Source organism: Corynebacterium sp. HMSC08C04 (assembly GCF_001807495.1).
Classification (GTDB): Bacteria; Actinomycetota; Actinomycetes; order Mycobacteriales; family Mycobacteriaceae; genus Corynebacterium; species Corynebacterium simulans.
In genome coordinates this window covers 11,941-36,798 of record NZ_KV789228.1, presented here as the reverse complement: position 1 = coordinate 36,798, position 24,858 = coordinate 11,941, and the positions used below count along the sequence as shown (strand labels likewise).

Sequence of the window (24,858 nt, the reverse complement as noted above, 5' to 3'; positions counted from 1 at the left end):
CCCTGACTTCCGCACTAAAATGATCCAACTCAGGTTAGAACATATGTCACACCATATGCCTTTCCGTATAGTTCCGAGAGTGCGAAGCTACCTACACGTTCTCCGTCTGGGCGACGTTCACCGAATAAAGAGAAAGGGGCGCTCCCACGTGTGGGAGCGCCCCTATTTGTTCCTTTTAGAAGGGGAGTTTGAGGCCAGGGATAAGGCCCGCGAAGGCAGCGCCGCCAATGGACAGTGCAATAGCGAGTACTGCGCCGATAACACCGGCAATAATCCCAGCGGTGGAAGAACCACCACTGATAGTAGAGCTAGACTGCTTATCGTCGGCTGGCTCCGTTTCGGTATTTTCCCCAGGCAGTTGGGGCTTTTCCGTTTCCTTCGGAGTGGTCGGCTCAGGCACAACCTCAACCTTATTAGCCTGGACACTATTGGTGACGATCTTAGAGGTTCCGTCTGAGAAAGCTACCTTGTAGACAAACTCCCCGTTTCCCTTGACCGGAGGAGTGACAGTAAACGTATTTCCCTCCTGCTTTACGTTCCAATCTTGTGGCACTTTCAAAGGGGTCACCGAGGACGAGGAGGGAATATCCAGAACCTTTACGGTAGTAGTCTTGCCGACTTCAATAATGTCTTCGTCAAGAGTCGGATTGTGCTGGTGCTTTTCGGCAGGATGAACAGTAAACGTATGCGTTACTATCTCAGTCGATCCGTCAGGGTATTCGACAGCGAAATCAACAGTTTTGGATACTGTCTTTCCGTAGCTATAGCTTGACGGGAATATCTGGAGCCAGACTTGACCAAAATGCTCCTTGGCGTAGAGCTTCTGGTTCTCGCTACCTCCGTCAGACGAGTTCGGTTCAAGGGCGGTCAATTTCGTCCCGCTGGGTATCCCTAGAACAGAAACTTTTTCTGAGGTGTTGTCCCCGATAGTTCCGAATGGAGTGCTCGGCTCGGTAAAGGTGGGCTGATACTGGTTAGCCATGGTCTTGTTCGCGGTGGCGGTCTGAGCCGTAGCGATCGGGGCGGCAACCGCTGTTGTCGAGGCGGTAGAAAGACAGCATAGAGCAGCGACGAGAGCTCGCTTTTTCATGAGAAATCTCCTTGAGAGAACAGGGGATGGAAGAAATTTATTGTACCCCCGGCGTTGCGCTTTTCTTTACTGCTCACCCCCAATTCCACCCGCTAAAAGAAAGCGCATCCCGACAAGAAACCGAACAGCCTTGAGTCGGGTGGTCTTTTTACTAGCTCACTAACACGTCCGACTCGATGGTATCGGCAAAGCGCTCTAGTAGATGATTGAGCTCTGCGACTACCTCATCACGTGACACTGTCGCAGTCGATGCTCTCCCAAAGCGTCGCTGCGCTGGCATAATGCGCGCAGCACCCATACCAGCCGCACTCAATCGGCCGTCAGCAATACCTTGCGTGACAAAGTGGTACGTCTCGTTACGCTTAAGATTAAAGCGCTTAACCACAGCATCCAGTTCACCAACGAACTTCTTGCTAGCCATCTCATAGAAATCCTGCGGGGTGCTATCACCTTGGAGCTGGCTCAAAAAGGCCTCGATGAGGTCAGACTTCATGCGCAGGCTAGGCGAAGAATCCACTTCACGCTGCACTCGCTCGCGGTCTTCCTTCTTCAAGTTGCCGCGCGCATCCTTAAGCTGCATAACCAGCTCTAAGATGTAATCCACATCCACCGCGTATTTACCAACGAGTGCAATCTCGAAAGTCAAGTCTTCAACAATATCGATAACGTCACCCTCACTGGTGTGTGTCATTGTATCGTGAAGGTGCAGGTAAACCGACTGATAGTCCTGGAAATCACGACGAGACAGTGTGTCATCTGCATCAAATTCCGCGAACATATCGAGTGTGTTAATCAGTTGCAGAATCGTGCTGAACTGCTTGACGAACTCACGTTGTGCCTTCTCACTAGCAGGAATTTCTCCAGGTACAGCAATTTCTCGCAACTTGTTCACCGCGTCTGAAAAGAGCTCGCGGTAGTAGTCATAAGACTGCAGGACAACCACGTTATAGGCCTCAGCATCGCCAAAGCGCGCGATAGCTTCTTCAATCTCATCGTCCAAATTGCGGTAGCAGACGATATTGCCTGCCGCCTTTTTCGAGCCAAGAATCCAGAGGTCGTAGGTTCGAATCCTGCCCCCGCTACCAACTTCTAATGCCCTAGCAACGGAAACGTCGCTAGGGCAATTTTTGTCTGCATGCCCAAATGTCCCCTAGCCCGGTTCAGGGAAATCCTCCAAGATTTCGTCCGCATCCCCATCCTCCTGTGTGAGCACGCTGCGAAGGCGGTTTTCGTTCGGGTGGCGTCTTTGGCGATGTCGTCGTGGAATCCGGCGAGCATCTTCAGCGCTGCTAGTGTCTCGTCGTCGCGGTGGACTGCCCGCAGTGTGTGCGGCATGGTGCGGGCGGTGTCGGCGATGATGAATGCATTCCGGCGGCGGTTTTTGATCGTCCAGGGTAGAGATCGGCTGCTTTTCGCATGGCTAGGTCGGGGAGGTCTCCGACCGTGCAACCGCAGTCGCGGGCCACGGCGATGGGCAGGGCGCCGATCGTGTTGGGTTGATCGATGACCATGAGAACGCTGCCGTGGGCTTGCATGGACGCGAAGATTTCGCGCCGTGCGGCTTCGCCTTGGGGCAGTGGTTTGTCGTAAACTCTCTCGCCGGTGTTGGTCAGCGCGCAGGCATGGTGGCCGGTTTTGCCGACGTCGAGGCCGATGATGATTTCGGGTGTTGTGGACGGTTCCATGGTGGTGTCCTTCTGTTGCGGCTGGTCGCCGGTGTCTTGGACATCCGTTGCAGGTACCCACGTTACGACGAGACCTCTGTTTGGTCCGTGTCCCTATTAGCTGTCAGCGGTTGTCCCCGGTGTCCGGTGGCAACACCCCCGGATTATGGAAATGTTCACGCAGATAAGCCATACCGGGCTCGGTGACCGCGCCCCGTGAGGGGCACCATCACGGTAACGGGGGTGAGGGGGGTAAGGTCAGTAAATTGGGCCTGGCGTAATGCGATAAGGATTGCCTAACCTAATACTAGTTCAGGTGGTGTTCCTGATCGGGAATCGGCAACGGAAGCGAGGCGGCGACGATGAACGGAAAACGTGGATCGACCGGAGAACCCCTCTCCGGAGGGGGAGCCGGGGACGCGGTGGCGTCGCAGACGGATGACGGGCGGTTGGTGCACGTCGCACCGGTCGCAGCGGGTGGCCGACCATCCACCCGCGACATGCTCGTCGCCGCCGCGATTGGCGTCGCGGGGTCTCTCACCATCGTGCCCCTGACTTACCTGCAGGTGTTCGCCGGCATCGCCCACGTTTATCTCGTCGCGGCGACGCTCGGGTTGTGGTTCCTGCAGTGCGTTGTTCCCCTTATCGTCGTCCGCAAGCCTGGCGCGAGCCTCATCGCATGCCTTGCCATGGGCGTCGTGTCCGCGGCGACCACCCCATTCGGCGTCGCCGCAATCGGGGCGCTGATTGTGGAAGGATTGCTCATCGAGCTTCCGTTCATGGTCACCCTGTACCGGCGGTGGACGCGTCCCCAGTTCGTGGCGTCGGCGATGTTGTTCTCCGCGCTGATGGGAACGATGGCCCCGCGCGCAGTCGGCGTCGACTCGCTGACCACGCCCATGGCCCTGATCAGCTTCGCCGTAGCCTTGGCATCGAGCCTGGTGTTTTTGGTCCTGGGCTTTGCCGTCGCAAAGGGGCTTCGCAGCCGCGGGGTCACCCGGTGACCGCCGGAGCACCCGCGTGCGCCGGTGCGACACGCGGGACGGCCCCGGCCCGGTTACGGGTTAGTGGCGCGGGCGTGCGGCATGCCGATGGGCGATGGGCGCCCGACATGGTGGATCTCTCCTTCGATTTCGGCACGATCAACGCCATCACGGGACCCGTGGGATGCGGAAAGACGAGCCTGGCCCACCTTATCGCTGGACTGATCCCCTCGCACATCCCCATCGACCATGCCGGATTCGTGCACATCGTCGATGCCGACGGCACCGAACGCCCCGTGGACGGGGACCGGGTCACCTTCGTCGGGCAAGACCCGGCGACGCAGGTGCTCACGCTCCGAGTCGTCGATGACGTGTCCATGGCCCTCGAGTTTTCCCTCGTGGAAGCCGGCATCGTCGCCAAGCGATCAGCCGAGGCCCTATCGGAGCTCGGGCTGTCAGAGCTCGCGGAGAAGGATCCGTGGGCTTTGTCGGGTGGGCAACGCCAGCGGATGGCCATCGCCGGTGCGGTGGCCAGGGCGCCGGAGGTCATGATCTTCGACGAGCCCGCGGCCCACGTCGACGAGGACGGTCGCCGGTCGCTGTTCGCCGCCATCCGTGATTTGCGGGCTCCGGGTCGTGTCATCCTGCTCATCGAGCACGACCTCCGCCCGTTCGACGGGTGGGTCGACACAGTGACAATCCTCGATGCGGACGGGAGCGTCGCCGCGCACGGAGCGCCGGAGGGCATCGCGGTGAAGGGCATTGCGACGTCGGCCGCGACCGCAGGAGCGCCGGACGCCAGTGCGCCGGGCACGGGGGCACCGGACCGTCTCAGTCCGGACCGGCGGCGAAGGCCCCGGGGAGCCGGGGATGGCGCCGATCCGGAATTGGAGGCGGACGCCGTTCCACTGCTGGCCTTGACCGGAGCCCATGTGGCCCGGGGCAGGGAGCGGATCCTGAACGGGGCCGATCTGACACTGGAACGGGGCGAGATCCATGCCCTGGTCGGTACCAACGGAGCCGGTAAGTCCACCTTGCTGGCGGTGCTGTCGGGCCAGATGAAGGCGGGAGCAGACCTCCGGATCGACGGCGAGCCAGCCCGGCGCGCCCCCGACGCCTTTGCGTCGTGGGCGTTCCAGAACCCCGAGCACCAGTTCACCCGCGCGACCGTCGCCGCGGAAATCGACTCCGCGCTGGCCGGCACGGACCCGCACGGGCCACTCGGCGCCGATGAGCTGCGGAAACTGCGGGAAGCCCTGTGCCCCCGGGCACTTGACCCCGTCTCGCCGTTCGTCCTGTCGGGCGGACAGAAAAGACGGTTGGGCATCTTCCTGGCGGTGGCGGCCAATCGCCGTTTGCTGCTTCTCGACGAGCCGTTGGCGCACCTGGATTCGCCGAGCTCGCGCATCGTGCTGGATGCGCTGGCGGAATACGCCGGGGCCGGCGGAACCGTTGTGTTCACGTGCCACGACCGCCGTGTCGCGCGAACGTGGGCGGATCGGGCGAGCATCGTCGCCGAAGGGAAGGTCGCCTGGTCCGGTCCCGCGACCGACGTGCCGGCTGCCCCGGAGTCGTCCCGGCGGGATCGCGCACTGCCCGCGGCCGGCGCACGGACGTCCGGGGACGAAAGTCCCTGGACCGGTGAATCCGACGCTCGGAGGCGCGCGGGGTTGAACGCCATCACGATCGTCGCGGCGGTGATGCTCGTCCTCGTCGCCGGGCTGCTCTCCGGCGGAGACGCCGTTCTCGCGCTGACTGGGGTTGCGTTCCTCGCACTCGCTGCGATCGCGGAACGCGACGTTCGGGCGACGGCGGGGAAGGTCCTCCTCGTCCTGTTGATCGGGGTGTTCTTCGGCCTGCTCGGGTGGCGCTCCGAGTTCTACGGCGGTGGGGATCCGGCGGAGGCCGTCCGCCACGGCATCCATCACGGACTGCTGCTGACAGCCGTGTTCGCGGGGACGGTCTTGGTCTCCGCGTGCATGCGCGTCGAGGAGCTTTTCGACGCCATGGTGCAACGCCTCCGGGTTCCCTACACATGGTGCACCATAGCGATTTCCGGGGTGAGCATCGCGGCGTTCCTGCGCAGCGAAATCCCCCATCTGGCATGGGCGATTAGATTGCGCTCGATGCGACCGGGGCAGTCTTTCCGCTCCGGCTTCATTCGCGCGACGACGCCCGCGTGCATCGCCTTTCCCTTGTTCGTTAGCGCCGTGCGCTGCGCCGAAAAGCTGTCCCTGACCCTGGCGATGCGCAACTTCGCCCGTCATCCGCGGCGCACCTTCCGCACCGATCACCCCTGGCGAGTGCGTGACGGGTTCGCGGCCGCAGCGTCCGCCGCGGCCTTCGTCGCCGCCCTGGTGTCCGCAGTGACTTGACGGGCACCCGGAACCGGCGGGTCCCGGGCCCGCGAGCGTTTCCGAGCTTGTGCGGAGACGCGCCCCACCCAGTTGCTTCACCCTTTCAACCCTTCAGACACATCCTCCGGGTCACGCCATGCGGGCCCGGTCCGCCCGGCATCGGCATGGCGCCGACAACCGAAAGAGGTACCAATGAACACGATCCGGACCATCAGCGACGTGCTTCGGGACAAGGCCGATGAGACGAAAAAGGGGATCACCTTCGTCGAGAATCGGCGGGACGTCTTCGTCCCGTATGGCCGGGTCCACGCGGAGGCGGTGGCGGCTGCGACTCGGTTGGCTGAAGCCGGCATCGGCCCCGGCGATCGCGTGATCTTCCAAGTTTCGGAGAACCGCGGGCTCATCCGGGCGTTCTGGGGCTGCGTCTACGCCGGCGCGGGCGATGCGGGGCCGGCGGCCGAGACGACCGTAGTCCGGGCGACCGGCCCGGGTTCCTAAAAAATGACCGCGGCGATTGCTGCCGCCACCGTTGTGGCGGTCGCGGGGAAGCCGGTCGCGCCGGGGTGCCGGGATCTCGTCGGCCACCCCCGGCTCCTCGAACCGGTCCTCGCCTTCGCCCGCGATGCGGGCATCCATATCGAGGTGCCGCATGACAACCCGACCACGGGGCCGCTGCCGACAGCGGCCCACTGCGATACCAAAGAAAAGGGGAAACGATGACGGATCAAGCTGAACGAGGTGCGGCGATCGTCGTCCGCGACCTCACGAAGAGCTACCCGATTGCGGGCAATGCGGGCACCCCGCCCGAAGGCGGGGCAGGTGCCCCGCCCGAAGGCGGGGCAGGTGCCCCGCCGGACGGCGGGCGCAAGGGAAAGCGCGGCGCCCGGATGCGCAAGCATGTGCTCGACGGCGTGAGTTTTACCGTGCCCGCCGGGGCGATAGTGTCGTTCCTCGGCCACAACGGTGCAGGCAAGACCACCCTCATCCGAATCCTGTCGACGCTCATCACCGCCGACTCCGGCGAGGTGAGCATCTTCTCGCGCGATGTGAAAGAGGACCCGGCGGGCGTGCGCGCCGACATTGCCACCACCGGCCAATTCGCGGCGATCGACGAGAACCTCACCGGCCGGGAGAACCTGGAGTTCTTCGGGCGGCTGCGCGGACTCGACCGCGCCGCCGCGGCCGCCCGCGCGACGGAACTGCTCGCGCAATTCTCGCTCGCGGACAGTGCCTCGACGCTGGCGTCGGCCTATTCGGGTGGCATGCGGCGCCGTCTCGACATCGCCGCGTCGCTGTGCGTCGTGCCCAGGCTGCTGTTCCTCGACGAACCCACAACGGGGCTGGACCCTGTCAGCCGCGAAGAGCTGTGGGGCTTCATCCGGCAACTGCGCGACGACGGAATGACCCTGGTGCTGACCACCCAGTACCTGGAAGAGGCGGAGGCGCTGGCCGACCACGTCCATCTGCTCAAGGATCGCCGCATCGTCGCCAGCGGAACGCCGGAGGAATTGCGCCGCGACTTCGGGTCGCACGTGCTCCGCGTGTCCTTCGCCACCGCCGCCGAGGCGGAGGCGTTCGCCTGCTGCCTCGGGGGAACGTGCCTAGACGGCGCCCGCGTCGCGGGGAAGTCGGTGTCCCTCGACGTCGACCCCGGACCGCGGGTCCTCGAGGCGGTGGCGCAGGCGATGGAGGCCTCGGAAGCGTCGCCGGATTCGCTGAGCGTGTCGTCACCCACCCTCAACGAGGTGTTCATATCGATGAACGCGGGGGGTGCGGCGCGATGAGTGCGACGTCGGTCGCGGCGTTTCTCCGTCGGGATCTGCTGCTGTTGCGACGCAACACCGCGTCGCTGATCTCCATGTTCGTAGTTCCGCCCCTCTTCCTGCTGTGCCTGTACGCGGTGTTTGGGTACTCGGCGGGGCAATCCGGCTTCGGGTACCTGCGTTTCGTGCTCGGCGGCTGCCTGTTCCAGGCGGCGATGTTCACTGCCGCGGCGTCGGCGATGGCGGTGGGACAGGACGTCGAATCCGGGCTCGTTGACCGCGTGCGTGTGTTGCCCGGGGCCACAGGCGGCTATGTCGCCGGCAGGCTCGCCACCGATGTGCTGCGGATGTCCGCGTCGATCGCGGCGCTGCTGGTCGTCGCGTGGGCCTGCGGCCTCGACATGGCTGTCGGTGACGTCGCGTGGACTGTCCTGTGGTCGCTGCTCGCCGCGGCGGTCCTGTCCCTGGTCACGGACGGGGTGATCCTGATGGTGCCCGCCCCGGTGTCGACGGCCTCATCGATCCAGGCGCTGGAAATGCTGCTGCTCATGTTCTCCACCGCGTTCATTCCGGCGACCGCTTTGGACGGCTCCCTGCGCGACGTCGTACGTCACATGCCGTTTTCGCCGATGATCGAGGTGATCAGGGCGGCGTCCCCGGACGCCTTCCCGGATAGCGCCGGGGAAGAGGCAGCCCTGTGGCTCGGTGTCGCGGTGGTCGCCGGAATCGTCCTGTTCATCCGCCGGTTCACCTCGAGGAGCGAATCATGATCGGCGCCATCTTCGTGCATCTGCGGCGCATCGCCCACATTTGGCTGCGGCGCCCCGACTTCTGGTTCATGACGTTCATTGCTCCGCTCGTGTACCTGTTCATCGTCAACCGCATGTTCGGTGGCCTGGTCAGGCAGCTCACCGGAGAGTTCGAACTCCGGAACGCGGTCATCCTGGTCGTGACGGCGTGGGCGTTCATCCTGGCCATCACGGGATCGTCCACCGTGTTCGTTGAACGCAGCAATGGCTTCCACGAGCGGTTAATCACCATGCCGTCACCGTACGCGGCCGTGCCGGCCGCACGGATCATTGCCGAGTTCATCCGGATCATGGCGATGACGGCCGTCGTCGCGGCGGTGGCCGCCTTGCTTTCCGACGGCCCCCCCGGAGGTGTCCTGGTGGTGGAGGATCGCGGTGACCGGGGCGATGGTTGCCGCGGCGGCCGCATGCACCGGCACGTACATCGCGTTCTCCATCACCAGCCCCCAGGGTTCCGTGGCCCTCATCCCGTTAATCATCGTTGCGATGTTCGTCAACACGGTGCTCATGCCCGCCGACCACTTCCGTCCCCTCCTGCGCAGAATCGCCGGGCACACCCCCGTATCCGCGGCCGGCGAGGCCGTCAACGGCACCGGGGCTGCGGGTCTGGTGGTCTGCGCGGCCTGGTTCTTAGGCATCGCCGTGCTCGCGGCGTGGGGCATCGCCGTGAAAACGAGGCCGGGGGAGTCTGCATGACGGGCACGTCCACGGGGGCGGCGCCGCCGACGACGGCCCGCGAACCCGAGCACCTAACCCGAAACCGCCGCGTGGACGCGGACCACACACCCCGGAGACAGAACCAGATGAAGTCGATTGCCCAGATCGTCCAGAACAACCGCAGACTCCTCGCGGCCTACGAGGACAAGGTCCAGCCGAGGTTCCTCAGCCGCTATGCGCGTGAACCGATGGACGCCGCCGCCGTGTATCGGAAGCTCCGTGCGCTGGATCCCGGGCCGGATGCGCCGGCCCGGGTTCTCGACCTCGGTTGCGGAACCGGGTGGCTCGCCCGCATGCTCGCCGCCGAGCCTCGCTATCGCAGGGCGAACATCGTCGGCTACGACCTGTCGCCCAATGCGATCCGCATCGCCCGCGAACGCGCCGCCGTCGAAAGGCTCGGGGCCCGGACGGAATTCCACGTCGCCGACGTCCTCGCGCCGCTCGCGGGAGAGCCCGGCAGGACCGATGAAATCTGGGTGTGCGGCGCGCTCCACCAAATGAAGGATGCGGGTGCCGCGCTCGGCAGGGTCGCCGGTCTGCTCGCCGACGGCGGCATCGCTTACGTGCAGACGTTCGCCGAGGATCCCGACGTGAACGAGCGGGTCGACATGGCCGTCATGGCGAAGATGGGCCACCGGGTGTTCCGGGGCAGCGAGCTCGAGGACCTCGCCGAAGCCAACGGGCTGAAGCTGGGCAGAGCCTCACACGCCGGCATGGTGTACTTCTGCACTCTCACGAAGAAAAGCGCGATCGGGGAGGCGGGCAAGTGAGCGCCGTGGACGAGACCGTAGGCCCGTGGTCGCTGCTCGCCCCGATCCGGACGCGGATGCGTGCGGTGGTCGCGTTATCCGTCCTGTCGTCGGTGGCTACCGTCGCTTCGCTGGTCGGCATCATCGACATCGCGATGACGTACCCGGAGGCCCCGGAGCATCGGACGTGGTTGGCCGTGGCTGTCATCGTCGTCGCCGCAACGGTGCGCATGGCCGCGGACGGCGCCGCCGGCATGCTCTCGCACCGGGCGGATAACGACCTGCAGCTCCACCTCCGGCGCCGGCTGGTCGCCCAAATCCGGAAGTTGCCGCTGGGCTGGCTGGACGCCCGGCGCTCGTCGGGAATCATCGGGTCGGTTGAGAAGGACGTCGCGGCTGTCCACCAGCTCATGGGCCACACCGTCGGTGAGACCGTGGTGGCGGTGCTGGTTCCCCTGCTTTCCCTCATCGCGCTCGTCGCGGTGGATTGGCGGATCGCGGCGGTGGCGGTCGTCCCGGTGCTGGTCACCTTCGCCCTGATGGGCGTGATGATTTCGCGCGGAGCCGGTCTTCAGCGCGACTACGAGCGAGCCTCCGAAGGAGTGACGGCCGCGGTCATCGAGTTGGTGCGCGGTATCCCGGTGATGAAGTCCTTCGGACGCGCCAACCAGGGCGCGGGTCGCTACGATGCCGCGGCGTTGTCGTTCGTCCGCGCGTGGGCCGCCTGGTCCCGGCAGTCGAACATCTATCTCGGGTTCATCGACGTGGTGACGTCCCCGATCACAGTCCTCGCAGTGGTGTGCTGGGCCGGCCTCGCTCTGAGGGACGCCGCGGGCGGCATACCGGAGGGTCTCGTCGCCGGGCTGGTTCTCAGCCTTGGACTCTCCGCGGCGATCGTGCGGGTGGCCATGAACTCCGAACCCATCATCGCGGGGATTGCCGCCCTGAAGTCCATCGCGGAGGTGCTGGGCACGCCGCCAATCGCCGAGCCCGCCGATCCGGTGCCCGTGCGCGGAGGCGCGCTCGAGGTCCGGAACCTGGTCTTCTCCTACGGCGATGGGCCGCGGGTCCTTGACGGGATGTCCGCGACGTTCGAACCGGGGACCCTCACTGCGCTGGTGGGGTCCTCCGGTTCCGGAAAGTCCACCGTCGCCCGGCTGTTGGCGCGTTTCCACGACCCCGTTGAAGGCTCGGTGCTGCTGGGCGGCGCCGATCTTCGCGACATCGCCGTGCGCGACGTACACCGCTCGGTGTCGGTGGTGTTCCAAGATCCGCAGTTGCTCACGCTGCCGTTGCGGGAGAACATCCGGCTGGCCAGGAGAGACGCCACCGACGGCGAAATCATGGCGGCCGCGAAGCTCGCGAACCTCGATGCGGTCATCGCGGCGCTGCCGAAGCGTCTGGATTCGGTGGTCAACGTCGACGTGACCTTTTCCGGCGGTGAGGCGCAGCGCGTGGCCATCGCGAGGTCGATCATCACGGACGCGCCGGTGCTCATCTTCGATGAGGCAACCGCTTATGCGGATCCGGCTTCCGAGGCCCTCATCCAGTCCGCAATCGAGCGTTTGGCCCGTTCGCGGACGGTGATTGTGATCGCGCACAGGTTGAGCACGATCCGCAACGCCGACCGCATCCTCGTTCTCGATGGGGGAGCGGTCGCGGAGGCGGGTACCCACGACGAGTTGCTTGCGCGCGGTGGCCGCTACCGGGATTTGTGGCGCGCGTTCGCGCTCGACGACGAACCATCCGCTCCGCGGGGCACTGAATCAGACGATGAAAAGGCGGGGAACCGATGATTCGGGACTTGTGGTTGATGACGGATCGGCGCTCGAGAATGACGCTGGCGTGGCTCATTGCGTTGGCCGCGCTTGCCTCGCTGGCCCAGGGAGCGGCGTTCGTCGCGCTGCTGCCGCTGCTGTCGGCTCTGGCCGAGGGAGATGATGCGACGGCGTGGCGTTTCACCGGCGTCATCGCCGGCCTCGCGGTCGCCCATGCGGTGCTGTCCCTCGCCGCGGGGACGGTCGGCAGGGCGAATTCCGCAGCGGTGCTGTCGTCCCTGCTGCGTTCCCTGGGCGAACGCGTGCTGACGTTGCCACTCGGGTACGTCACCAAGTCCACGGCCGGCCGCTTTTCGGAGATGGCGTCGTCGGGTATCGCGTTCGCGGCGTCCGTGCCGCACGTGATCCTGCGGCCCGTCATCGCCGCGGTGGTTGCGCCGACCGTCATCGCCTTCGGAATTCTGGCGGTGGATTGGCGCGTCGGTTTGGTTCTCGTCGCGTCGGCGCCGGTGCTCTTCTTCGCCTACCGGGCCATTGGCCGGGTCGGCGGGGAGTCGGACGAAGCGCATGCTGACGCCGTCGCTGCCGTCTCCGGCAGGCTGATCGAGTTCACCCGCTGCCAGCAGGCGATTCGCGCCGCGAGCGACGGTTCAGCGGCGGACGCGATGGTGGATGAGGCGATCCGGGCCCAACACGATACGTTCGCGAAGGCGACGTCGACGCAGGGGGCGGCCATCGGACGGTTGAGTTCGGTCGTCCATGCGGTGTTCACGGCGGCGGTAATCGTCGCCGTAGCAGTCGCCGCGACGGGCGGGATGGCGCCGGCGCAGTTGGCGCCAATGCTCATCGTGGTCGTCCAGTTCACCGGACCGATCACCACGGCGGGAGCGTTGTCCGGCGGTTTCGGTGCGGGCCGCAACACGTTGGCTGCGTTGCGTGACCTGCGGGCGATCCCCGCCCTTCCCGAACCGACCGCACCGGAGCTGCCCAACGGGCATGACGTGGAGTTCCGCGGCGTGAGCTTCGGGTACGGGGATAAGAAGGTTCTCGACGGCGTCAGCTTCCGTGCACCTCAGGGAGCGCTGGTTGCTGTAGTGGGACCGTCGGGGGCGGGCAAGACGACGGTCATGCGGCTGCTGTCGCGTTTTCATGATCCGGACTCGGGGGAGATCCTCATCGGCGGGGTGCCCTTGCCTCGGATCGGCACCGACGGCGTGAACTCGCTGGTGACCCCGGTGTTCCAGGAGACGTTCCTTTTCGACGCGTCCGTGCGGGACAACGTGGTCTTCGCCGACCCCGAATTCGGTTCCGGGCCCGGTGACGGGGACCGCTTGCGCGAGGCCGCTCGGCGTTCCGGGGTGGACCGCATCGTGGAGCTGCTGCCTTCCGGGTGGGATACCCCGGTGGGGGAGGAGGGGACGCTGCTGTCGGGAGGCGAGCGGCAGCGCCTCGCCATCGCCCGGGCGCTTCTGAAGGATTCCCCGGTGGTGCTTCTCGACGAGCCGACGTCCTCGCTGGATGCGGCCACTGAGCGGGCGATCGTCGGCACGATGGAGGCGTTGCGCGGCGATCGCACCGTGATCGTCGTCGCCCATCGTCTGCACACCGTCCGCGATGCCGACCTCATCGTCGTGCTTTCGGAGGACGGGACGGTCGCAGAACGGGGCACGCACGATGAATTGCTGGCGAAGGGCGGCCGCTACGCCGAGTCGTGGGCGTGTCGGACGGGGAGCTCCTCGGGCGCCTGATCCTCATCACCTGGTCGATGCCCTCACGGGCGCCCTGCCGCAGCTTCCCGAATCCCACCGCCAGGCGCTCGGTGGGCAGAGCGAAACCGCCGACGAAAACACCGAGCAGCACGAACACCGACGAGCTGTAAGGCTGAAGCTTCCTAGAAAGCGAAAATAGCCCTCTTCCTCATCCCTGTGAAAGCTGGGAGGGAAGGGGGCTCTTTGCTGCCTTGCCGCTAGCTACTACCGCCCGTGCACCTGGTTTTGAGCAATTTCCAGCCCGTGGCTGGCGATTAGCTCCACTGCCTCCGCCGCGGTGGGCAGGGTGAAAGCGAGTTCCTCGCGCTCCTTGGCATTGAAGTTGCGCAGCACATAATCAGCTGGATCCTGGCGGCCCTGCACCCACGCCAGGCGCGGATACGCGGCAACAGATGACGCGCAAAACTCTTCCAACGAGTCGGTGCCAGTTACATGGAGTTGCTCGTCTGCGCCAGGCACCCAGGGGTCATGCGGGCAGCCCTCGGCGGGGTGACGATTGCCACTCGGTCAGCGGCCAAACGGCGCAGTTCAACGTCGCATTTCACGACACCGCGCAGCTTTTCAACAGTCCGGTTCCAAACGTCGAACCCAACAGTCGGCGGGGTTTTCACTGACAGGTAAGCGCGACCGTCACCTGTCACACCCTACCCCTGCGGAGTAGGGCAGAGGTAGGAGGTCACCCGAAGGATGGTGCTCTCTTGTGTCTTGCTCCGTCCCGCTTTCCATTTGCCCCATTCGCCTTCACGAGACACGACTTCACCAAATAGCAATTATGTGAATCACATCGTCGATTCTTAGTATGCACGATAAAAGCCGCCTACCCAGTACTTGCTGGGGAGGCGGCTTGTGGTTGTGGTTAGACGGTTCTACTGTCGGCCATTCCTAATGCGCGACCAGGCTGCTGCGATAACCAGGCCAACGCACGCGATGGCGAGGTAACCCCACATGTGATCGGCGCTGGTCTGAATGGTCTTTGGCGGAGCAGGAGTGTTCTCTGCGGTTAGGACGCTTTCTTTGTCGCGACCAGAGGTGACACCGTCAATCCAGTCGGCAGTGCCTGCGAGGGTGGTGATTGCCGCGCTGGGGGAGGGCAGATCAGGATCTCCATTGGAAGTTCCGGCGGTAGCAAGCCCGGCGAGCTTTCCATCGACGAAGAATGGTCCGCCGGAGTCGCCGCCCTGCATACCTGCGCCAGATACGGAATGTACGTCCAGGATGGCGCTTTCAATCATCGGCATCATGGCAGCGTCGGCTGGGATGCTTTCGGTTCCAGCAGGGATCGACTCGGTTTTGGAAGCATCTGGCTTAGCTGCATCTGGCATTGCTGTACCTGGCATGACGGATCCTGGCTGCATTTCCATTGATTCCATGGCACCGCCTGGAGTAGCCTCACCTGGAGTAGCTTCACCAGGCGCAGCCTCACTTGGAGTTCCTTCATCGGGGCCTCCGCCCAGCAGCTCATTGACGACCATCTTGGACATCGGAAGCTGTCCGGATCGGGCCATCGACGAGCTGCTGCTCCAGCCGTAGAGAGTTCCCACCTGTCCAGGTGTTGGAATATCGCGGGAGACCTTCGCCGGGGTTGCGTCAGTGACTTTTTGAGTCAGGTGAAGCAATCCTGCATCAGACATTGGAGACAGCGCCCAAGAATCGGCATCGTAGACTTTCCCGCCGATGCGGGCCTGGGTTCCTTCGTTGTTCACAGACTCTAGGCAGTGGCGTGCTGTGAGCACCCACTGCTCGGCAACTAGCGTTCCGGTGCAGTCACCGAAATTGCCGACTTTGCCGATCTTTAGCGCGGCCACAGAACTGCTTTCAGCATTTGCAGGTGCGGGTTCGCCGTTTTCCAATGCAAGAGCTGGAGTCGCAGTTAGAAGCAGGGTGCTGCTAACAATTGCTGCGATGGAAAAAGATGTTTTCTTCACGGTTATTTCCCTTTCCCAGAAGGAACAATGGCCTTGATTGCGGTGGCAACGAGTTTTTCGGCAGGGCCCTGACCCACAAACTTCTTCCAGAGACTTGCGATGACGAGGAAGAATACGATGAAACCTGCTGCAGACAGCGTGGAATGCAATGCAACACTCTGCTGCCAATAAGCCGCGGTGAGAACGTGCAGGACGTAAATGGTCAGCGACATTGTTCCCATGGCCGCGAATGGATAAACCGCGGTCGGGAAGCGGTCGCCTACGAAAAGACACAAATGCAGCACAACAGCGGCAATGGCGACGGAGAGAATGATTTCGCCGAAGACACCGGTATGTCCGGTAAATCGGAGCCAGCCAGCAATCTCGGGATCAAATCGGAAGTACATGCCGACGGCTGTGATGACAACGCTGACAGCGGTAATAATCCAACTCAACCGGGCATTAGCGCTAGTCTTGGAGGCAGAAGTGTCTTGCAGACGACCGCGTAGGTAGACGTCGTAAAGCAGCATGCCGCCGATGAAGTATGCAATCCACGCCAGTAGCGGATAAATCTGTGGCAGCGTCATGGGCGCGTACTTTATTGTTGCGCCGATAGTTGCGGCGATGAAGAAGCCGACTCGCCACCAGGTTCCGAGTGCTGGCATCCAGGAAACCAACATCATTACCAGACCCATGACGATGAGGACTACTTGAATTTCTCCACCGACCGGCAACAAGGCCAGGCCGATGAGAATAATCAGAGCGCCGCGAGTGATGAGGCGCAAGAAGGTGGTGCTGCTGTAATTTCGGCCGATAATCATCATGGTGGCGCCGGCAATAATGGCGAACAATGATGAAGGCAGGCCGGAGAGCACAACCTTTGTGCTCCAAAGCAGTGAGGCCATATGGACAATGATCATGCCGATGATGGCGAGTGAGCGCGCTATATCAAGCCCCACAATTCGTGAAGGTTTATTCACCTCAGTTTTCTCCTTGTACTACAACTTATCGGGAGGTGCTCTTCGGTAAAAAGCTCTCCCTATAAGCGTCTTAATCAAAACGACTTTCTAGTTGTAGCAACCGAATCTGGCAATACATTAGGTGATTTTGAGTAAAAACAGAGTGTTTCGTCTGTACATTCCCTGTGAAGCTAACGTGTTCAAAGAGCCCAGGGCGCGCGTAACCTAGTGGCCTGAGATCAATGCTGACGAGTTTCACTTAGTCCGAGGTGCCAGGCGTCTTCCTCGCGTATCTGTTAAATCATTGCCATTCCCATTGCTCTCGTGTCGGTAGGTAACGCGTGGCTGGCCCAACCCTGAACCTGCTTCCCACCTGGTGGGCAGCGGTCGCCGGCTATGCCCTGTGCTGGAGCATCATCGCCGATGAAGACAACACGATCTGCAGTCTGGAGAATCGTGGGGTCAATGGGCTTTGGTGATGCATCGTCTATAGAGGCGCCGATTTCTGCAACTGATTTGGCTGCAAGCGCATTGGTAGTAGTTTTGGGATTTTCTTCACTTCAGACTCCTTTTCTATAGTTTGTCCGGTACGGAAAGATCATTGGAGAAAAGGCGCGGCCCGAGCCAGCGGGTGACGTAGACAAGTGCAACGAGTACGGGAACTTCAATCAGTGGTCCAATCGTTCCCGCAAGTGCTTGCTGGGACAATGGGCCGAAGGTGCCAATCGCAACTGCAATTGCCAACTCGAAGTTATTTCCGGCAGCCGTAAAGGCAATCGATGCGGAGGTTGCGTAGTTCATGCTCGCGGTCTTGGCCGAAGTGAGAGCGATCGCGAACATGGCGAGGAAGTAGATCGCTAGTGGCAGCGCCACTTTCGCAACGGTCCAGGGATTCTCAACAATCTGCTGTGACTGAAGTGCAAAGAGCAACACGATTGTGTATAGAAGGCCGGCAAGCGCCAATGGTGAGATTTTGGGCAAGTACTCATTTTCATACCAGTCGCGACCACGGGTGCGTTCACCAATTATGCGTGATGCCGCGCCAGTCAGAAGCGGAATGCCGAGGAATACCACTACGGATAGTGCGATGGCCCAAAAAGAAAAGGTGACGGAAGTGGTTTCCAGTCCCAACCAGGAGGGCAGAATCTGCAGGTAGAACCACCCTAGAACGCCGAACATTAGAATTTGAAATAGCGAGTTTACGGCCACCAATACGGCGGCGACTTCAGTATCGCCGCAAGATAGGTCGTTCCAGACCAAAACCATTGCAATGCAGCGGGCGAGACCGACGATAATCACGCCAGTGCGCAGTTCTGGACTATCGCTGAGGAATATCCAGGCAAGGATGAACATTAGTGCGGGGCCGAGAATCCAATTGAGGAAGACTGTAATGCCCATCAGCTTCCTTGATGTCAAAAATTTGCCCGTTTTGTCGTATCGGACTTTTGCGAGCGGTGGGTACATCATGACCAGCAAGCCGATGGCGATTGGTACGGAAATTGTCAAAATTTTTGCCTCTGCCAGCCAGTTCACAAGTGACGGTGCAATTTTGCCCAGGATGAGGCCAATTGCCATTGCAGCTGCAATCCAAAGCGGCAAGAAGCGATCTAGGAAGCTGAGTGACTTTGTAGTCTGTGCCATGGTTTCCGGTGTAATCGATATATCGATGAATGTCAATATGTCCAGAGTGGAGACCGTGTAGTCTCAACAGGTATGGACGAAATCTCAGCATGCTGCGCACTTGGCGGTCGGCCTCTCGACGCGGCGGAAGCGCAGGCTGCGGCAACGCTCTTCAAAGCGCTGGCGCAACCGGCGCGCCTGCAAATTTTGTCTCAGCTCGCTGCCGCTGGCTGTAGTCCGATGACCGTGGGGGAGCTGGCCTGTGTTTCTGGGCTTAGTCAGCCGACGGTATCGCATCATTTAAAGACCATGGCGGATGCCGGGCTGCTTACTAGGTCTAAGAGTGGACGGGTAGTAACCCATGAGGTACGCCCTGAGGTATTTGCTGAGCTGCGACGTATCCTGGATATCGGTCACGCGGACAGGAGATGGTGAGCCGCTGGTCGCAAATTGCGATAGGTCGGAAAACTCTGTTTACCCGTTCAAACGCTTGACGACGGCGTCGTGAAGCAACCCATTCGTCGCAACCGCATCCCCGCCGTGCGGCCCGGCGATACCCGCTAGAGAAATGAAGCGGCCGCCAGCTTCCTCTACCAGGGCTGCAAGCGGAGCCAGGTCCCACAGAGAAACTTCCGGCTCAGCGGCGACATCGACCGCGTCCTCGGCTACTAGGCAGTAGGAGAGAAAGTCACCGTAGCCGCGTAGACGCCATGCTCAAGCGGGAAGTCTTACGTGATAGGAAGGGCCTGGCCCCTGTTAGGTAGACACCTTATATCCAGCCCGGTTGGGTTGGGGCCAGGCCCCTTTGACGTTTTACAAAGAAAACCTAGTACAGCGGCCATTTTTAGGTAAGGCAAAGATTTTGGGTACACCCGCAAACTGTGTAAACGATAACGGGTTGGAAACAGATGCAAATTAGAGCTTCGTAATACCTACCCGCGTGAAATGATGATCCTTGCTAGACCAATAGCAAGAGAGATAGAGGGATTTGTTCATGCTTCACATTCCGCACCTAAAGAAAGTCATCGTGGGCTCGGCTTTCGCAGGTGCGTTTTTCTTTGCGAGCCCCACCGCAGGCGCCCAAGAACTGCCTGCTGCCGAGCCATTCGACCCAGCTGCCGCCGCGCATGCCGTGGTTAATCATGTCAACGATGAGTTTGCTCGCTTCGGCGCGCAATCTGGTTTAAGTGACATGCTGCAGACGCAGCAGCCTGCTGCGCAGACCCAGGCACAAGTGCAAGGCCAGGTTCAGAACCAAATTCAGGAACAGAATAAAGCGCTGAATTCGGCCGTCAACGATGCAGTGTCCCAGGCCCAGAACGCAGTGCAGCCGGTCATCGAACAAGCGAATGCGGATAGCCAGCAGTACGCGCAACCGCTGACCAACCCGAACCCGGTCGGCATGATTGAGCAGGCAACGCAGCCAGCTTTTAAGCCACAGGGCACGGATCCGAACTACGTCTGGAAGAACGATGCTTTCTCCAAGGCGGCAGCCGCTAAGCCCTTCGATGACTACGTGTTGCATCGCGTACCTGGTTCCTACTTCGACGCACCGCGCGTACCTGAAGAATCCAATGCGGCGTTGACGCGTGGAAAGTCCTTGTACGGCCCAGGTACGCCGCTGTATGTTCGTCAGGACACCATGTGCACCTTGACCGCAGCAGGCACCGACGCAGCCGGCCGCAAGGTAGGCATCACCGCGGGACACTGCGGCAACGTCGGTGACCCAGTTTCTTCCGCCGATTCCTGGCAGGTTGGCCCAACCGGCACCATTGCCTCCAGGAACGATTACCTGGACTACTCGGTCATCGAGTTCGGCTCCAAGGCTGAGGTAACCCGCAACTACAATGGCGTGCATGCCACGGAGGTTGGCGGCAATGTCAAGCCGGGCGCTGTCACCTGCAAGACTGGCGTCGCAACCGGCACTACCTGTGGCATGACCTACCAGCAGGCCAAGGAAGTCCAGATCAACCAGGTCTGCGCCATGGAAGGTGATTCCGGCGCACCGGTTATGTACAAGGGTCGCATCATCGGTGCAATCTCCCGCGGTCTTATCCCGGGTCTGCCTGATTGTCGCACCCCGCTGCAGGGCGCTCTGCACGATCCGACCGTAGCGATGAACATGGACGCAATCCTTGCGGACATGAACCGCCGCGGTGGGGTAGGAGCAGGCTTTACGCTCCCGCAGAACTAATCTCTCCCACAAACGGCTACATGCCCCGTGCTTGAAGCGCGGGGCATGTAGCCGTTTTAGTGATTGTTTTGTCTATTGCAGTTTCAGCGCTTCCAGCGCTGCCGTATGCAGCAGGCCGTTGCTAGCCACCGAAGAGCCGTGGTGCGGGCCGGCCTCACCGTTGAGGCCGGTGAACTTGCCGCCTGCCTCGGTTACCAGCAAAGACGGCGCTGCAAGATCCCAGAGGGAGACCTCAGGCTCAGCCGCAATGTCGACTGCGCCTTCTGCCACCAAGCAGTAGTTCCAGAAGTCGCCATAGCCGCGCAGACGCCAAGTCTTTTCGGAGAGCTCCACGAAGCAATCACGCAAACCGCGCTTAGCCCAGCCTGCCAACGAGCCCATGGCCAGAGAGGCGTTTTCGAGCTGGTCAATCTGCGAGACGTGTAGACGCTTTGGCTCGCCGCCGAATACGCGGTAGGCGCCGCCGCCCTTGGCGGCGTACCAGCGACGTCGCAAAGCAGGCGCGGAAATCACCGAAACCACAGGCTCACCGTCTTCCAAAAGAGCAATCAGCGTGGCCCATACCGGCACGCCGCGCACGAAGTTCTTGGTGCCATCGATTGGATCGATGACCCACTGGCGGCCCTTGAAGGTGGGGGTGCCACCGAATTCCTCACCTAAGACTTCGTCGCGCGGACGGGAGCGCTTGAGAGCCTCACGAATCTGCTTCTCGCAGGCCAAGTCAGCGTCAGAAACCGGGGACATATCCGGCTTGTCCTTGACCGAAAGATCGGAAGCCTCAAAGCGGTGCATCGTGATGACATCCGCGTGACCTGCCAGCTCGAGCGCGAGGCCTAAGTCTTCTTTGAACTTACCCACGGAGCCATGCCTCCATTTGATCGACAACCTGTTTATTACCAGCGATGCACCATTCCACACCGCCTGCTTCTACCTTGCGGGCGGCGCCACCTGCGGCCTCCACCAGCGCTTTGCCCGGGAACCAATCCCAGTCCGCGACGCTGTGCTGCATCCAAGCACCCCAGGTGCCGTCGGCAACGCTGGAGAGGTCCACGGAACCGGCGCCGAGCATGCGAACTGTAGCAAAGTGCTCGGACACACGCTGCCAGGCCGCGCGGATTTCTGGGTCCTGAATGGATGTAGGGTGCAGGTAGGTTGCCATGCTGGTTTCATTTGCCGGTTTATCCTGCAGCTTGGCGACGTCCTTTCCATCACGGGAAGTAGGAAAGTCACGGCCGCCGAACCAGGTGTAGCCCATGGCGGGGCGGTGCACTGCGCCCATGATGACGCCCTCGGCGTCGGTAAGCGCGAGCGCCGAGCACCAGTAATCCGAGCCAGATGCGAAGTTATAGGTACCGTCTACTGGGTCGATGACCCAGTTGCGTCCCGAGGTGGAAGGGCGGGTAGCGCCCTCCTCTCCGAGGATGCCGTCCTCGGGGCGCACCACCTCGAGCACGCCGGCAACGAAGCGCTCGGTGGCGCGGTCTGCATCGGTGACGACATCAGAAATGGAGGTCTTCTGATCGACGTCAATGCCCTGCTCACGCATGCGCCATGCTAGGCGGCCTGCGTTGTAAACGAGTGCCTGCGCAAGGTGTGCGTCGGTGTCATCTACGTGAGCTACCAGAAAGGTTTTGGTGATCGCGTCGATCATCTCATTCAAGCTCGGCTGTTGAGTCATGGAGCTATTGTCCCGCTAAATGCGGCCGATGGCTAATTGTGTGTGCTGCGCAGGTAGACTTGGGCGCTATGCGTCCCGAACAATCAGCCCGTCTTGCCGAATTGGATTCCACCCTTACGACCATTGAAAAGGTCATGGATCCTGCAGCTTTAGCTGAGCAGGTTCGTGAGCTCGAGGCTCAGGCTGGTGACCCCTCTTTGTGGGATGATCCGGCCCACGCGCAGCAGGTGACTTCCGCGCTTTCGGCCGCGCAGGCCAAGATTCGCAAGCTGGAATCGCTGCGTTCTCGCGTGGACGATATGCCGGTTATGTACGAGTTGGCGGAGGAAGAGGGGGACACCTCGCTTGCCGACGACGAGCTAGACGAGCTGGGCACCCTCATCGAGGCGCTGGAAGTGACCACGATGCTTTCGGGCGAGTATGACCCGCGCGAGGCCGTTATTAACATCCGTTCCGGTGCAGGTGGCGTGGATGCGGCGGACTGGGCTGAGATGCTCATGCGTATGTACGTGCGCTGGGCGGAAAAGAATGGCCATAAGGTGGATGTCTACGACATTTCTTATGCAGAGGAGGCGGGCATCAAGTCGGCCACCTTCGTGGTGCACGGCGAGTACATGTACGGCCAGCTTTCTGTAGAACAGGGCGCCCACCGTTTGGTCCGCATCTCGCCCTTCGATAATCAGGGTCGGCGCCAGACCTCCTTCGCTGAGGTGGAGGTGCTGCCGGTGGTGGAGCAGACCGACCATATCGATATTCCGGATGCGGACGTGCGCGTCGATGTCTATCGCTCTTCGGGCCCTGGCGGCCAGTCAGTTAATACTACGGATTCCGCGGTGCGTCTGACGCACATTCCGACCGGCATCGTGGTGACCTGCCAGAATGAAAAATCCCAGATCCAGAACAAAGCCTCGGCGATGCGCGTGCTGCAGGCCAAGCTTTTGGAGCGCAAGCGTCAGGAAGAACAAGCGGAGATGGATGCGCTCGGCGCAGGCGGTAATGCCTCGTGGGGAAACCAAATGCGCTCGTATGTCCTGCATCCGTATCAGATGGTCAAGGACCTACGCACTAACTATGAGGTGGGCGATCCATCGAAGGTGCTCGACGGTGACCTGGATGGATTCTTGGAGGCCGGAATCCGCTGGCGTATGGCTGAGGCGCAGAAGGAAGAGCAGGAAAGTTAGGTTTTACACTTTCTGTTGTTAACTCATGTTGCTAATGTGGCTTGAGTGATCACCTTTGAAAATGTGTCCAAGGTTTATAGAACGTCGACAAGGCCCGCGCTTGACGACGTCTCGTTTCAGATCGATGACGGCGAATTCGTCTTCCTGATCGGGCCCTCCGGCTCCGGTAAATCGACATTCCTACAGCTGATGGTGCGTGAGACGAATGTTTCCTCCGGCGACATTCACTTCGGCGATTTCCACGTCAATGCGCTGAAAGGCCGCCAGATCAATCAGCTGCGCCAGTCCATCGGCTACGTCTTCCAAGACTTCCGCCTGCTGCCGAAACTGAACGTCTACCAAAACGTGGCCTTCGCGCTCGAGGTCATTGGCAAGAAGAAGTCCAAGATCGACAAAGCGGTTCCAGAAGTTCTGGAAATGGTGGGTTTGGGTTCCAAACAGCACCGCATGCCGCACGAGCTTTCCGGTGGTGAGCAGCAGCGCGTTGCCGTGGCGCGTGCCTTTGTTAACCGCCCCAAGTTGGTCCTTGCAGATGAGCCGACGGGCAACCTGGACCCGGGTACTGCCTCGGAGATTTTGGGATTGCTATCCCAGATCAACCGCCGCGGCACCACAGTCATCATGTCTACGCACAATGCACGTGCCGTCAATGATGCCCGCCAGCGCGTCCTCGAGCTGCACAACGGCAAGCTCGTTCGCGATGAAGACCACGCACTGTACGGAGAGGCTCTGTAAATGCAACTAGGACTAGTTTTACGCGAGGCTTTTAAGGGGCTCGGCCGCAACCTGACCATGACGGTGGCGATGGTTATCACGACCGCCATTTCCGTAGCGCTGGTCGTCGCCGGCGTGCTGGTGACCAACATGACCAACGACACCAAGGAGATCTACTTGGAGCGCGTGGAAGTCATGGTTCAGCTCAATGAGGACATCTCAGCAAACGATCCGGAATGTAGTTCTCCGGAATGCGCTGACTTGAAGAAGCAGCTGGAAAGCGACGACGACGTGGAATCGGTGACTTATCGTGACCGTCAGGCGTCCTACGACCGCTTCGTCGAGCTCTTCAAGGAGACCGATCCTGTGATGGTGGAGGAGACCTCTCCCGACGCGCTGCCAGCGGCCTTCCACGTCCGCTTGGTCGATCCCACGGATACCGCGCCAGTCGACGCCATCAAAGACAACCCGGCAGTCGGCGAAATCATTGACCAGCAAGAAGAAGTCCGCGGTGCCGCCCATAACTTGGACGCCATCCGCAATGCCACCTTCGTGCTCGCAGCCGTGATGGCAATCGCAGCTATCTTCCTGATCGCGAACATGGTTCAGATTGCTGCTTTCAACCGCTCCCGTGAGACCTCGATTATGCGTATGGTGGGTGCATCCCGCTGGATGACCCAGGCTCCGTTCGTGCTGGAAGCACTCCTCGGAACGCTGATCGGCGTCGTGCTCGCTGGTGTGGGCATCTCCGTGGGTAAGTCCGCGGTGGTTGACCCCTCGCTGAAGAATCTCTACGAATCGCAGCTTCTGGCACCGATTAAGAGCTCGGACATTTTGGTTGCTCTGCCTATCGTGGGCGTATTCGCACTGATCTTTGCTGCACTGACGGCGCAGATTACCCTGCGCGCTTATGTGCGCAAGTAAGCACC

21 protein-coding genes and 3 pseudogenes are annotated in these 24,858 nt (G+C 61.6%); 14 read left to right on the top strand and 10 right to left on the bottom strand.

The window, feature by feature from the left end; genetic code table 11:
- Positions 1 to 175: 175 nt before the first annotated feature.
- The 3 genes and pseudogenes from HMPREF3169_RS09930 to HMPREF3169_RS09920 form a co-directional block, all read right to left on the bottom strand.
- Positions 176 to 1,090 carry a hypothetical protein gene (locus HMPREF3169_RS09930; protein ID WP_062041739.1) on the bottom strand — a complete coding sequence of 305 codons (915 nt, stop codon included), beginning with the start codon at positions 1,088 to 1,090 and terminating at the stop codon, positions 176 to 178.
- A gap of 151 nt (positions 1,091 to 1,241) precedes the next feature.
- Positions 1,242 to 2,090, bottom strand: coding sequence for a type I restriction endonuclease subunit R, EcoR124 family (locus HMPREF3169_RS09925; protein WP_062041736.1), 849 nt, complete (start codon positions 2,088 to 2,090; stop codon positions 1,242 to 1,244).
- 89 nt (positions 2,091 to 2,179) lie between these two features.
- A pseudogene (locus HMPREF3169_RS09920) lies at positions 2,180 to 2,775 on the bottom strand (IS110 family transposase).
- 341 nt (positions 2,776 to 3,116) lie between these two features.
- On the opposite strand from HMPREF3169_RS09920, the gene HMPREF3169_RS09915 reads away from it, so the two are divergent.
- The 9 genes and pseudogenes from HMPREF3169_RS09915 (at position 3,117) to HMPREF3169_RS09875 (ending at position 13,658) form a co-directional block, all read left to right on the top strand.
- Complete coding sequence (locus HMPREF3169_RS09915) at positions 3,117 to 3,758, top strand: ECF transporter S component (RefSeq protein WP_070456369.1); 642 nt, start codon at positions 3,117 to 3,119, stop codon at positions 3,756 to 3,758.
- A gap of 107 nt (positions 3,759 to 3,865) precedes the next feature.
- A pseudogene (locus HMPREF3169_RS13625) lies at positions 3,866 to 5,107 on the top strand (ATP-binding cassette domain-containing protein); the annotation flags it as partial.
- 1,179 nt (positions 5,108 to 6,286) lie between these two features.
- Positions 6,287 to 6,592, top strand: a complete 306-nt coding sequence (locus tag HMPREF3169_RS13450; RefSeq protein ID WP_148132124.1) for an AMP-binding protein — start codon at positions 6,287 to 6,289, stop codon at positions 6,590 to 6,592.
- 3 nt (positions 6,593 to 6,595) lie between these two features.
- Positions 6,596 to 6,814, top strand: a complete 219-nt coding sequence (locus HMPREF3169_RS09905) for a hypothetical protein (protein ID WP_148132123.1) — start codon at positions 6,596 to 6,598, stop codon at positions 6,812 to 6,814.
- Positions 6,811 to 7,878, top strand: coding sequence for an ABC transporter ATP-binding protein (locus HMPREF3169_RS09900; protein ID WP_070456366.1), 1,068 nt, complete (start codon positions 6,811 to 6,813; stop codon positions 7,876 to 7,878). The genes HMPREF3169_RS09905 and HMPREF3169_RS09900 overlap by 4 nt, the downstream gene beginning before the upstream one ends.
- Positions 7,875 to 8,627, top strand: a complete 753-nt coding sequence (locus tag HMPREF3169_RS09895; protein ID WP_005510617.1) for an ABC transporter permease — start codon at positions 7,875 to 7,877, stop codon at positions 8,625 to 8,627. Before HMPREF3169_RS09900 ends, HMPREF3169_RS09895 begins: the two co-directional genes overlap by 4 nt.
- Positions 8,624 to 10,153 carry a methyltransferase domain-containing protein gene (locus HMPREF3169_RS13445; RefSeq protein ID WP_246815628.1) on the top strand — a complete coding sequence of 510 codons (1,530 nt, stop codon included), beginning with the start codon at positions 8,624 to 8,626 and terminating at the stop codon, positions 10,151 to 10,153. Before HMPREF3169_RS09895 ends, HMPREF3169_RS13445 begins: the two co-directional genes overlap by 4 nt.
- Entirely contained in the window at positions 10,150 to 11,928 is a 1,779-nt protein-coding gene (locus HMPREF3169_RS09880) for an ABC transporter ATP-binding protein (protein WP_061921086.1), read from the top strand. Before HMPREF3169_RS13445 ends, HMPREF3169_RS09880 begins: the two co-directional genes overlap by 4 nt.
- A complete protein-coding gene (locus tag HMPREF3169_RS09875) occupies positions 11,925 to 13,658 on the top strand; it encodes an ABC transporter ATP-binding protein (RefSeq protein ID WP_061921088.1) in 1,734 nt (577 codons plus the stop codon). Before HMPREF3169_RS09880 ends, HMPREF3169_RS09875 begins: the two co-directional genes overlap by 4 nt.
- Before the next feature lie 225 nt (positions 13,659 to 13,883).
- Here HMPREF3169_RS09875 and HMPREF3169_RS09870 read toward each other — a convergent pair whose 3' ends face one another.
- The 4 genes from HMPREF3169_RS09870 to arsB all read right to left on the bottom strand — a co-directional run bounded on the left by HMPREF3169_RS09870 (position 13,884) and on the right by arsB (position 18,183).
- Complete coding sequence (locus HMPREF3169_RS09870; protein ID WP_061921090.1) at positions 13,884 to 14,138, bottom strand: aminoacyl-tRNA hydrolase family protein; 255 nt, start codon at positions 14,136 to 14,138, stop codon at positions 13,884 to 13,886.
- A 407-nt stretch (positions 14,139 to 14,545) separates the two neighbouring features.
- Complete coding sequence (locus tag HMPREF3169_RS09865; protein WP_061921092.1) at positions 14,546 to 15,604, bottom strand: trypsin-like serine protease; 1,059 nt, start codon at positions 15,602 to 15,604, stop codon at positions 14,546 to 14,548.
- Positions 15,605 to 15,606: 2 nt separating this feature from the next.
- The gene (locus HMPREF3169_RS09860) at positions 15,607 to 16,563 is read right to left on the bottom strand and encodes a DUF418 domain-containing protein (protein WP_070456362.1); all 957 of its coding nucleotides are present in this window, start codon (positions 16,561 to 16,563) and stop codon (positions 15,607 to 15,609) included.
- A 552-nt stretch (positions 16,564 to 17,115) separates the two neighbouring features.
- Complete coding sequence (gene arsB / locus HMPREF3169_RS09855; RefSeq protein ID WP_061921097.1) at positions 17,116 to 18,183, bottom strand: ACR3 family arsenite efflux transporter; 1,068 nt, start codon at positions 18,181 to 18,183, stop codon at positions 17,116 to 17,118.
- A gap of 72 nt (positions 18,184 to 18,255) precedes the next feature.
- Between arsB and HMPREF3169_RS09850 the strand changes: the two genes are divergently transcribed.
- Positions 18,256 to 18,597, top strand: a complete 342-nt coding sequence (locus HMPREF3169_RS09850) for an ArsR/SmtB family transcription factor (protein ID WP_061921099.1) — start codon at positions 18,256 to 18,258, stop codon at positions 18,595 to 18,597.
- Between the two features lie 39 nt (positions 18,598 to 18,636).
- Here the strand turns inward: HMPREF3169_RS09850 and HMPREF3169_RS12815 are convergent.
- Positions 18,637 to 18,873 (bottom strand): annotated as a pseudogene (locus HMPREF3169_RS12815) (inositol monophosphatase family protein); the annotation flags it as partial.
- A 283-nt stretch (positions 18,874 to 19,156) separates the two neighbouring features.
- On the opposite strand from HMPREF3169_RS12815, the gene HMPREF3169_RS09845 reads away from it, so the two are divergent.
- Positions 19,157 to 20,356, top strand: a complete 1,200-nt coding sequence (locus HMPREF3169_RS09845; RefSeq protein ID WP_061921101.1) for a S1 family peptidase — start codon at positions 19,157 to 19,159, stop codon at positions 20,354 to 20,356.
- A 72-nt stretch (positions 20,357 to 20,428) separates the two neighbouring features.
- Here the strand turns inward: HMPREF3169_RS09845 and hisN are convergent, their stop codons facing one another.
- Positions 20,429 to 21,214, bottom strand: coding sequence for a histidinol-phosphatase (gene hisN / locus HMPREF3169_RS09840; protein WP_061921103.1), 786 nt, complete (start codon positions 21,212 to 21,214; stop codon positions 20,429 to 20,431).
- Positions 21,207 to 22,034: an inositol monophosphatase family protein gene (locus tag HMPREF3169_RS09835; RefSeq protein WP_061921105.1), complete on the bottom strand. Its 828-nt coding sequence runs from the start codon at positions 22,032 to 22,034 to the stop codon at positions 21,207 to 21,209. Before HMPREF3169_RS09835 ends, hisN begins: the two co-directional genes overlap by 8 nt.
- Before the next feature lie 68 nt (positions 22,035 to 22,102).
- Here HMPREF3169_RS09835 and prfB point away from each other — a divergent pair, with 68 nt between their 5' ends.
- From prfB to ftsX, 3 genes are read left to right on the top strand one after another with little or no spacing between them, the layout of a single operon-like run.
- Positions 22,103 to 23,215, top strand: a complete 1,113-nt coding sequence (gene prfB, locus HMPREF3169_RS09830) for a peptide chain release factor 2 (RefSeq protein ID WP_061921119.1) — start codon at positions 22,103 to 22,105, stop codon at positions 23,213 to 23,215.
- 45 nt (positions 23,216 to 23,260) lie between these two features.
- A complete protein-coding gene (gene ftsE / locus HMPREF3169_RS09825; RefSeq protein WP_061921107.1) occupies positions 23,261 to 23,950 on the top strand; it encodes a cell division ATP-binding protein FtsE in 690 nt (229 codons plus the stop codon).
- Positions 23,951 to 24,853 (top strand): permease-like cell division protein FtsX, encoded by a 903-nt coding sequence (gene ftsX / locus HMPREF3169_RS09820; RefSeq protein WP_070456360.1) that lies wholly within the window; start codon positions 23,951 to 23,953, stop codon positions 24,851 to 24,853.
- Positions 24,854 to 24,858 lie beyond the last annotated feature (5 nt).